The sequence below is a fragment of the Sphingorhabdus sp. genome (assembly GCF_046292425.1).
In the GTDB taxonomy this organism is placed as follows: domain Bacteria; phylum Pseudomonadota; class Alphaproteobacteria; order Sphingomonadales; family Sphingomonadaceae; genus Sphingorhabdus_B.
This window is the reverse complement of record NZ_JBKBQV010000077.1, coordinates 1-10,224: the sequence shown is the minus strand read 5'-3', so window position 1 is coordinate 10,224 and position 10,224 is coordinate 1. Positions and strand designations below refer to the sequence as shown.

Sequence of the window (10,224 nt, the reverse complement as noted above, 5' to 3'; positions counted from 1 at the left end):
CGCTTGCGAGTACGAACAATGCAAACAGGAAGACGCCATATGTTGCGGTCTGGCTCGCGGGAATGAACAAAAGGCACCCGGCCATCATCGTCAGTAGCCCAGCTACCGCGCCGCGCATATAACCGATTTTCTTCACCAGCCGCGCGCCGGGAATGCCAATAACGGCATAGGCCGCAAAAAAGCAGAATTGCACGAGCATCGCCTGTGTATAGTTCAGCGTGAACAATTCTTTCAGTTTCGGGATGATGACATCGTTAAGGCTGGTTATCCCGCCAAAGATGAAGAACAACCCCATCACGAACAATTGCAATTGTGGTGCGTCGATATGGGTTTCGCCCGTGTCGGCAGACGCAGGCGCGCCAGGTGCCAAAGCCATGTTCTCTCTCCCTCTTTATTTCAGCGCGTTTTGCCGGGGCACGAAGCGCTTTCTTTTGTCGTTTCGATATGAACGTTACGGATTGTGGCAACAAGGCCTTTTGCTGCCTGCATACGTATGGGTGAGCCAACTACATCTAGTTTTGCCCCCGCTTCTGCAAAGCAACGCAGTGGAATACGCGTTTGCATGACTGCGCCGGCTGGTGATGCACGCATCAATTTTTGAATATCAAGCGCTGTGCCGCCAAAAGACAACATGACTGGTCCACTTGCGGGCTGATCGATCCGCCAGTCGATGAGCAACGCCCAATCTTCTGTCAATTGCCTGCTAAGGTTGACCGCAGGCCCGTTTACAACAAACGCGCCGTCGGAATTCCAAGTGAATTGCCTTGCGTCTTCTTGTGCCGACAAATCGACAGCGCGCGCGCTGATCGCGCCGTCCATTTGCAAATTCCAAGGCGCCGGTACCTTGCCGCGCACAACATAATGAGTGGCGATAGTCAGTGATGACATATCAACCCGTGGATCTTCGTTCACGGGCGCAAGTTTCCCGGTTTGTGTGTAATCAAGGCCGTAGCCCAGAGGAAACAGCGGCGCGTCCATAGGTGACCGAGCATCTGCCGGCCATGCAAAAGGCAAGCGCCCTGTGAAACCACGCACAGGCTTTCCATTTGCTCCTGCAACAAGCACGTCAGCAACCCCGCGTCCTTGCGTCCCAGGCAGCCACGCCGCAACGAAAGCATTGGCTTGGTTGATGAGTTTGCCCGCGAACATTGGCCTACCGGACAGGAAAAGGATGACCACAGGAATGCCTTGCGCCTTGAACTGCGCTATTAATTCTTCTTCCGCAGGTTGCGGCCGGAAAGCGAGATGAGGCACGTCGCCCTCAAACTCTGCATAAGGTTTCTCGCCGAGCACAACCACAGCCACGTCAGGTTTCCTGTCGAACAGGCCATCTGCCGAAATGGTCGCGACACCCCCGCCTGCTTTGACAGCCTCCGAAATCGCACGCCCGATGGTCTGGCCATTGGTAAAGTCTGCTGCTGTGGTATCGGTGCCTTGCCAGCTGATCGTCCATCCACCAGCCTGCATTGCCATATTATCAGCGCCTGACCCCGCGACGAGAACATTCGCTCCGTTGCGAATGGGCAGCACGCCGTCATCATTTTTCAGCAGCACCAGCGATTTTGAAACGGCTTCACGCGCCAGATCCAAATGCTCTTGTTTGCCGACCAATGATGTTTGTCCACGCATCGTGGGTGCATCGCCCAAAAGGCCGAGCTTGTACTTTACACGCAGGTTCCGCCGTACAGCATCATCCAGACGCGCCTTCGGGATACGGCCGTCGCGCGCCGCAGCCAATGTGGAAGCAAACAGGCCCTTCCAACTGTCCGGCGCCATAAATAGGTCGAGTCCCGCATTAATCGCCGCAGGACAATCAGTCGCGGAGCAACCTGCAACTTGTCCATGGCCATTCCAGTCGCCGACTACCAGCCCGGCAAACCCCATGCGCTTTTTCAAAACGTCCGTTAGCAGCGATGCATTGCCGTGGTGCTTCACACCGTTCCAGCTTGAAAAGCTGGCCATGACAGTCAACGCCCCTGCATTAATGGATGCCGGATAGCCTTGCGCGTGCTTTGCGACAAGTTCCTCTTCGCTAATCTGTGCGTCGCCTTGGTCACGGCCATCCAAAGTCCCGCCATCGGCGAGGAAGTGCTTTGCGGTTGCAGCCACACGCGTTGCGTCCAACGGCGAACCCGCGACCAGATCGCCCTGAAGGCCCACGGTCATGGCGCGTGCATAAGCGGCAATCAAGGACGGGTCGGACGAATAACCCTCATAGGCTCTGCCCCATCGCAAATCCTGCGGCACGGCAAGCGTTGGCGCGAAGGTCCATTCAATGCCGCTGCCCGAAATCTCCGCAGCCGTGGCTCTCCCAATTCGCTCGATCAGTTCAACGTCACGCGCGGCGCCCAGGCCGATATTGTGCGGAAAAATTGTTGCCTGCGGCAAGTTCGAGTGCCCGTGCACGGCATCAACGCCAAACAATATGGGGACGCCCGCACCTGACGTGCGCGACACATCGCGAAACGCATTGACCAGTTGAGCCCATTTTTCGGCACTAGCACGTTCGTCGCCATATGGGCCCGAGTTGCCGCCAGCCAGTATCGACCCAAGCGGGTAGCGGCGCAAATCTTCAGGCTTGATTGCGCTGATGTCGGCCTGAATGATTTGGCCCACCTTCTGCTCCAAGCTCATTTTTGCAATGAGCGCGGTAATTGCATCCTCGGTGTTTGAGTCGGTAATTGCCGCTGGGCTGGCGGCGTCTGGCCAAATTTCCGGATTTGCAACGGCTTGGGCAGAGGACGACGCCAACGCAGCGCTTTGCGATGGTGTGACCACCGAAACACATCCTGCCGATGCAAAGGCAAGCAATGCAATCGATCTATGAAACCGCATCAAATCCACTCCAACCAAATTCTTGTGAACGTTATCATTAGTTGATGACAGTTACAGGACACAAAATCAAGCGGCATCGTGGCTCAGTTAAAAGGAACAAATATCGGGAACATTGGGACATGCATATTAGACTATCGACTCCCGCCGGTTGTTCTGCTGTTATGTGCAGATAACAACACATCAGATCGTTAGGGAGAGAACGATATGGGCCGGGCGGGGAATGCGATAGCGTCACAGGTTTTTGACCGCCAAACGCTGTATCATTTCGAGAAGCATTTTATATCACCGGAAATCCAGCAACGTCCAGATATAAGCATCCGCCAATCGGTACTTGCGCGCGTAATTTCAAACGAGATCGTTCCCCGTTTGTTACGTTTGCATGCTGAAGTGGTCCCGGACGCCCCTACGGTTGACGCGTTAATTGACGCCCTTCGACCTAGCGATACTGAAATCGATGCGCTTGCACATATCGTGCTGGGTGATGATCTGGAGGCCGCGGCCACTTACGTGACGATTATGCGTGACCGCGGACTGTCAATGGAAATGTTATATGTGGAATTGCTTGAGCCCACCGCGCGGCACCTCGGCGAAATGTGGGACAATGATGAATGTGACTTTATCGATGTCACCATTGGGGTAGGTCGGCTCCAGAAACTGCTCGCGATTTTTAATGATACTTATACCCTGCCTCAATTAGGTACTCGGCGTCGTGTATTAATGGCAACGACCCCGGGCAACCAACACAGCTTTGGCGCGTCGATGATCGAGCGGTTGCTCTCCGCTGCTGGTTGGGACGTGGAAACCGAATATTCGGGCGACGCCGACCAAATCCTTGAAATGGTCAAACGCAACTGGTTTGCAGTCATCGGTCTAACTGCAGGATCGGACGGTCAGTTGCCTGCTCTCAAATCCGTGGTGGCGGATATTCGCAAAATGTCAAAAAATGCGGATATCGGTATCATGGTTGGTGGGCCGATGTTCACCCAAAATCCGCAGATCAGCGTTGCAATGGGCGCAGATGCCACCGCGCCAAATGCGCCTGCCGCCGTTCTAGCGGCACAAAAGTTGTTCGACCTCTCGGCACAAAATTGGCGGACAAATGCAGCATAAGGCTACACATCGCAACCTGAGGCCGTAGGCTAGAATACGCTTATTGTGCGTATTCCTGGTCGTGGCGCACGGCTATTTCCGGCCCCAATTTTGCGGCAGCGGCTAGGCGAATGACCTCAGCGATACTCTTCACGCGAAGCTTTGCCAACGCATTGGCACGGTGCATTTCAACAGTCCGTACACTTAAATCAAGCATATGGGCCGCCGCCTTGTTTGGCACTCCGCCCATAAGCACCTTAATCACTTCGCTCTCGCGTGGACTGAGCAAAGCAAATGCCGCACGCGCAGTATTACGTGCCGTAAAGCTATCATTGAGGTGTGCGAGCTGCGCAAAGGCAGTCTGAAGACATGAGTCCAGCGCCTCAAAGTCAAATGGCTTTTCGAGAAAGTCGATTGCGCCCATTTTAATGGCTTTGACCGCGACCTGAATATCCCCATGCGCACTTATAACAATGACGGGCCAATTGACGCCGCGCTCGCGCATGACAGCCAAAAGTTGAAGCCCATCGACCGCCGGCATACGGATATCTAGTAAGACGGGAGCAGGCTCAAGTGCAGAAAAATTATCCAGAAAATCCTGTGCCGACGCAAATGGCCAACTTACCAATCCGACAGTCGACAGCAAAAAGTGCAGTGAACGACGCACGTCACTTTCATCATCAATAATATATACAGGAGAGCTAGGCGGTGCCGACAGCATATGTTTCCAATGGGCGTTAAAGATTTCGGAGTCGGACCGTGTAACCATGGGGGATCCCTAGTTTGGCAGTAGAAACACCCTGGCACCAGTTCCGTCACTTGCGAAGTAACATGACGTTTCCCACCCGCGCCGTAACGTCATGTTACGGCTCCGGCAGATAGGTTAAGAGTTCGTTGCGCACCCTCCCCGCACTTTCCCGATCTCGTCAATAGTCATCGGCCCGTTACAGGCATTAGGTTCAGAAATGTGATGGGCGCAAATATCGTGAATATGCTGTGCGGAATCGACGACTTTAACCTACCAAATCTCTCAACCGCTGAACGGGCAGAAGAGATTGCGAAACGATGCGCAGCAATCGACGGCTATGATGTCCTCGATACGCCATTTGAGCCAGAATTTGACGAGATCGCCAATCTGGCGTCGGCCGTGTGCGGAACATCCTTTGCTGCGATCAGCTTCGTCTGCGAAGATCGGCAATGGTTCAAAGCCGAAGTGGGACTGGGCGTCCGCCAAATCCCCATTTCTGTTTCCTTTTGCGCCTATGCCATTCGCCAAGCGGATATCTTCGTGGTGACGGACGCACGTCAACATCCGCTATTTGCGGCCAACCCTCTTGTAACTGGCGGTCCCAAACTCAGGTTCTACGCTGGCATGCCGTTACAGGCTTCGGACGGCACACTCATCGCAACTTTATGCGTGCTCGACACTGTTGCGCGCCCTGCTGGGCTTACCGTGACACAGCAACTCACATTGCACGTGCTGGCTCGGCAGGTCGAGGCTCAGCTTGAACTTCGCCGATCCATCATCGAACGCGACAACCGCGCAGCGGAACAACGGACAGCCGCGACCGCACTGCAGTGGATTGCCACACATGACTCCCTGACGCATCTTGGCAACCGCACCATGTTTCACACCCAGTTGGCCTTGGCGTTGAACAATGCCAAAAATGATAAATCCTGCGTAGCTGTTATCCTCATCGATGTTGACCATTTCAAACAGATCAATGACTCCCTCGGCCACGATGCGGGGGACGCCGTTTTATGTGCTTTTGCGGCACGGCTGCGCGATGTTGTTCGTGAAGGAGACACCGTTGCACGCCTGGGCGGCGACGAATTTGGCATCGTGCTGACATCTGTCAAGGCGCGCAAGCATCTTGCAACAATCGTTGATTCATTGAATATGCGTCTGCGTGAAAAGCTTGAGTATAATGGTCGCCTGATTGAATGCCGCGCAAGCATTGGCGTTGCCATCTATGGAGAGCACGCGAAAACGTCGGAAGCGTTGATTAAATGCGGCGACCTGGCGCTGGGGGTGGCGAAAGCAACGCGTGGATGTGCAGTCGACTTCCATCCCGACATGGAAACTAATTTCGAGCGTGAAATCCATATGACTGCGCTCGCACGCAGCGCGATCCGGGAAGACCGGCTGTTCCCTTATTACCAGCCTAAGGTAGACCTGTTGACAGGAGAGCTTACGGGGTTTGAGGCGCTACTGCGATGGGATCAAAGTACGGGCCGTCTTGGCATGCCACATATGATTGCGCCCGCCTTTCTCGATACGGAACTGTCGCTGATCATCGGTGACCGTATGATGAACCTCATTCTCGACGACATGCAAAAATGGGTCGTCGAGGGCGTAAATTTCGGTCAAATTGCTTTGAACACATGTGCCGGAGATTTTGCTGCGAATGACTTTGCCGAACGGCTGCTCGCTGCCTTGAAAGTGCGGGGCCTTTCGCCACGCCGTGTTGAAGTGGAAGTCACCGAAAGCGTCTTTCTTGGTCGCGGCAGCCATTATGTTTTGCGTGCACTGACCACGCTTGCAAAGCGCGGCGTGCGCATTGCGCTCGATGATTTCGGGACTGGCTTTGCTTCGCTTACGCATTTGAAGAAGTTTCCGGTGCATGTTTTGAAGATTGACCAGACATTTGTATCAGGGCTCGGAAAAAGCGCCGATGACGCAGCTATTGTTCGGGCACTTATCGGCTTGGGCTCCAGCCTCGGCATGGAGACCGTGGCAGAAGGCATTGAAACGCACGAACAGGCGGCCTTTGTCAGAACTTGCGGCTGTACTTTGGGCCAAGGCTTTCTCTATGGTGTTGCGCGGCCAGCGCCGGACATCGCCGATTTGGTAAAACGCATGACCCGCAACGCCAACATCGTTCCGTTTAAATCCGCCCGCCTAGCCGCACTTCCGATTACAAAAGTGAGATAGACGATGCGGCTTGAGCGATTAATTTATGTCAGCAAGAGCCGGATCGAGGCTGCCGGATCGGACTTCGCGATCACTCAACTTGTTCGGGAGGCGAGATCACGAAATGCATCTCTCGCGGTATCTGGCGCGCTGCTGTTCACTGGGACCCATTTCGCCCAGATTCTGGAAGGCCGTGCAAGTTGCCTCGCGCTCGTTATGTCTGAGTTAAAGGCGGATTACCGGTATGCAGATATGTTTATCGCTGCCCATTATCCCATATCATCTCGAATATTTTCGGATTGGCAGATGGCCTATGCGGGGCAGTCACAATTTATTGCCCAACATATCAATAGACTGTTACGCAACAATTCGCGATCAGATCAACGGCGCGGCGTTGACCGGCTGACGGACATCTTCACGGCGTTTCTGGCAATGCCAAACACCGTTTAATATCCCGCGAGCAGATGTGCCCGCTTACCCTCGCCAATCCGAACTGTTAACTTATCTGCCTAAGGAAATTCGGCGTCTGTACGGTTGTCCCTGCCGCTGAAAAACAACGATATTAATAATTGCATACCGTAGTTTTCCGGGGAGGCCCGGCACGTAGGCGTTAACACTTTCGCGGCTATCTGGAGTTGTTGGCGGTCTGGTCCCTGCCAACCGGCGGCGGGCCCCACACCCGCCGCCACTCCAGTTCTTCAAGCTCCCGGATCGCGCATCTCTTGTGCTGCGATCAGTCAAGAGAAAGACGTTGCGCGATGACACAAAAAAACCTCTTCATGCACGGCAAAGCGGCGAAAATCCCTCGGGCGCGATCGCGGGCGCACATTGCACAAGCTATGGCGCTCGCGGTCTTAACGATATGCTTGCCCGCGCAGGGATATAGCTCAAACATCAACGGGGTATCGGCGCAAGGCCATAACGATGCCGCGCGGGACGACAGAAATTCCCACCCCGTTGCTGTTACAGACTATGTCGCTCTAAAAAACGCTACGCAGGCCTTCAACATCCTCGCAAATGATACCGACGCAGACAAAGACACTCTGATCCTTGTTGAAGCGACTGCCCAATATGGCGCCGTCGCCTTCACCTCGGATGGTCTGGTGGCCTATGCTCCCAACAGCACGCAACCGCGTGCCGATGAAATCAATTATGTTCTGAGTGACGGTCGTGGTGGTCGCGCCAACGGCAAAGTTATTGTCGCTGTCAGGTGACAGTCGCACATGAACCGTGGTTTGGGAGGGCGCGTTCACCAATGCCAAATGATATAATGAGTGCCGAAATATGGATGACGGCCGATGGAACGCGGCCAGACACTCTTTCGAAGCGGAAGGAGGGCCGACAGCGCGTCCTTTTGCGCGCGCATATCCATGTCGTCCGGTTGCAGAGCGATCTGATTGTAACAGACATATCGCGTAGTGGGCTGCGCGGCACGACGGAGGCGGAATTGCGCGTCGGCCAACCTGCTTACATCAGTCTCGATGACCTAACCCACGTGAGTGGCAGCATCAGATGGGTTCAGGATGGCCGGTTCGGGATGAAGTTTTCGAAACTACTCGATGTTCTCCCCCCATGTGCGCATGTCGATCTGGGCCATCTACCGGACCATAAAGAACGCATGCCGCGGACAGCCACCCGGCTAAAAGCCAAAATCAGCCTTTCAAGTTGGTCATCGTCCGCGCGCATCCGCAATGTGTCGAAAACGGGGATGATGATCGAAACCGAACTCCCCATGGTTCCGGAACAGCAGCTTCTGGTGAATTTAAGTGATGGCAAAATATTCGATGCGACCGTAAAATGGGTCGAGGGCGACAGGGTTGGTATTGAGCTTGCAACGCCTGTTTCCATTCTGCATTTAACTCATGGAGACTTACGTTAATTCTGAAGGCGTCCGCGGAAGCGAGAAACGGAATTCCGTTCCCCTGTCGCTTGAATCTTCCAGCCAGATGCGGCCGCCATGCGATTCAACAATTGTGCGGCAGATGGACAGACCGAGACCCATTCCGCTTTCCTTCGATGAATTCATCCACGTAAAAATGTCCTGCGCCGACTCAACCGCAAGTCCTGGCCCGGTATCACGAACGGCAATGGTGACATCCTCATCCGTCGCCACGGCTACAACTTTGATATCCTGAACCTTCAATCCCGCTACTGCATCGCAGCCATTGCGCACCAAATTGATGATGACCTGCTGTATTTGGACTCGGTCCGCGTTCAGCGTAACGTCCCCTGCAATATCCGCTTGCAAGTTTGTATCTACAGAGCAGCTATTGCGGACGAGGTTCAACGCTTCAGCAACCACTGGCCTGAGTTGAAATTCAGCATGTGCGCGGACGCGACGATCGGTCAGGTCGCGCAACGTGCGGATAATAGCGGCAGCACGCTCACTCGATTCCTGTATAGACGATATAGCTTGCCGAATGGCGTCCCTATCAGCGTCCGGACGGTCCAGCAGCCGAAGCGCACCTGCAGTAAAGTTCAATATTGCTGTCAACGGTTGGTTCAGCTCATGCGCCATGGTCGTTGCCATGGTGCCCATAGCGTTAACCCGTGATGCATGTGCAACTTTGGTTTTCAGGGTTTCTACTGCTGCTTCTGCCTCTTTCTGTTTCGTGATGTCATGTCCCTCACAAAACAGGCCCACGATGTTTGAATTCGCATCTCGGACGGGGACATAGACAAAGTCACCATAACGCCGCGTTATTTCACCGCTTTCCGGATCCGGGAATTCGTACGGAATTGCCCTACCATGATAGGGGATGCCAGTTTCAAATACGTTGTCGAGCAATTCGATAAAGCCCTGCTCCACGGTTTCAGGCATTGCTTCGACAACTGTTAAGCCTTCCAGCTGCCGCCTTCCGACATATTGCTTGTAGGATTCATTGGCAAAGGTGAGCCGATGTTCCGGCCCCTCGGTCATGGCAATAAAACCAGGCGTATGCATGTAGAGCGCGCGTATCTCGTCTGCAGTGGGATGCCACGCATGCAAATCGCCATGAGCCGTAAGAAAAGTCAGGAGATGCTGATGCCGATTGGGTTCCGCCACCGATATCGGAAAGTTTATGACACCCACACGCTGAACGGATTGGTCTGGTCGCCGGGTCTCAATCTCCCAAGTCGCTGGTTCGGCAAGCGCCAGCTGTTCGGTGACATATTGGATGCTTTTTTGGTCCATGATACCGGCAAGTGCAGTCGCAAGGGTGCTTCCGCTAATTTGCGCACTCTTAAGGCCGCTCATTCGAAGGAAGCTCGAATTTGCTGTCAAAACAACATTGTCGGCAGACCCGTCAATCAAAAGCATCGGAACAGGGCTTGATAGAGCGCCTCTAACCAATCGCCCGGGAGCCATGGGCATATTTCCCTGCGATAATGTCTTGGAGTCGGTC

General features: G+C 54.2%; 9 protein-coding genes. 5 read left to right on the top strand and 4 right to left on the bottom strand.

The window, feature by feature from the left end:
* Nucleotides 1-376, bottom strand: a 376-nt coding sequence (locus tag ACK4S7_RS12475) for an MFS transporter (protein WP_409647386.1), incomplete at its 3' end; no start/stop codon positions are given.
* A 20-nt stretch (nt 377-396) separates the two neighbouring features.
* Nucleotides 397-2,835 carry a glycoside hydrolase family 3 N-terminal domain-containing protein gene (locus tag ACK4S7_RS12470; RefSeq protein ID WP_409647384.1) on the bottom strand — a complete coding sequence of 813 codons (2,439 nt, stop codon included), beginning with the start codon at nt 2,833-2,835 and terminating at the stop codon, nt 397-399.
* A gap of 204 nt (nt 2,836-3,039) precedes the next feature.
* Here ACK4S7_RS12470 and ACK4S7_RS12465 point away from each other — a divergent pair, with 204 nt between their 5' ends.
* Nucleotides 3,040-3,945 carry a B12-binding domain-containing protein gene (locus ACK4S7_RS12465; RefSeq protein WP_409647382.1) on the top strand — a complete coding sequence of 302 codons (906 nt, stop codon included), beginning with the start codon at nt 3,040-3,042 and terminating at the stop codon, nt 3,943-3,945.
* A gap of 40 nt (nt 3,946-3,985) precedes the next feature.
* Here ACK4S7_RS12465 and ACK4S7_RS12460 read toward each other — a convergent pair whose 3' ends face one another.
* Nucleotides 3,986-4,693 carry a response regulator transcription factor gene (locus ACK4S7_RS12460; protein ID WP_409647379.1) on the bottom strand — a complete coding sequence of 236 codons (708 nt, stop codon included), beginning with the start codon at nt 4,691-4,693 and terminating at the stop codon, nt 3,986-3,988.
* Between the two features lie 201 nt (nt 4,694-4,894).
* Here ACK4S7_RS12460 and ACK4S7_RS12455 point away from each other — a divergent pair, with 201 nt between their 5' ends.
* From ACK4S7_RS12455 to ACK4S7_RS12440, 4 genes are all read left to right on the top strand, one after another.
* The gene (locus ACK4S7_RS12455; protein WP_409647388.1) at nt 4,895-6,859 is read left to right on the top strand and encodes a putative bifunctional diguanylate cyclase/phosphodiesterase; all 1,965 of its coding nucleotides are present in this window, start codon (nt 4,895-4,897) and stop codon (nt 6,857-6,859) included.
* A 3-nt stretch (nt 6,860-6,862) separates the two neighbouring features.
* On the top strand, nt 6,863-7,288 hold the full coding sequence (locus ACK4S7_RS12450; protein WP_409647377.1) for a BLUF domain-containing protein: 426 nt from the start codon (nt 6,863-6,865) through the stop codon (nt 7,286-7,288).
* Nucleotides 7,289-7,596: 308 nt separating this feature from the next.
* Nucleotides 7,597-8,052 (top strand): Ig-like domain-containing protein, encoded by a 456-nt coding sequence (locus ACK4S7_RS12445; protein WP_409647374.1) that lies wholly within the window; start codon nt 7,597-7,599, stop codon nt 8,050-8,052.
* Between the two features lie 41 nt (nt 8,053-8,093).
* Nucleotides 8,094-8,717, top strand: a complete 624-nt coding sequence (locus ACK4S7_RS12440; RefSeq protein ID WP_409647371.1) for a PilZ domain-containing protein — start codon at nt 8,094-8,096, stop codon at nt 8,715-8,717.
* Here ACK4S7_RS12440 and ACK4S7_RS12435 read toward each other — a convergent pair.
* On the bottom strand, nt 8,709-10,224 hold a 1,516-nt coding region (locus tag ACK4S7_RS12435), incomplete at its 5' end, for an ATP-binding protein (protein ID WP_409647368.1). The two genes, ACK4S7_RS12440 and ACK4S7_RS12435, sit on opposite strands and share 9 nt — an antisense overlap.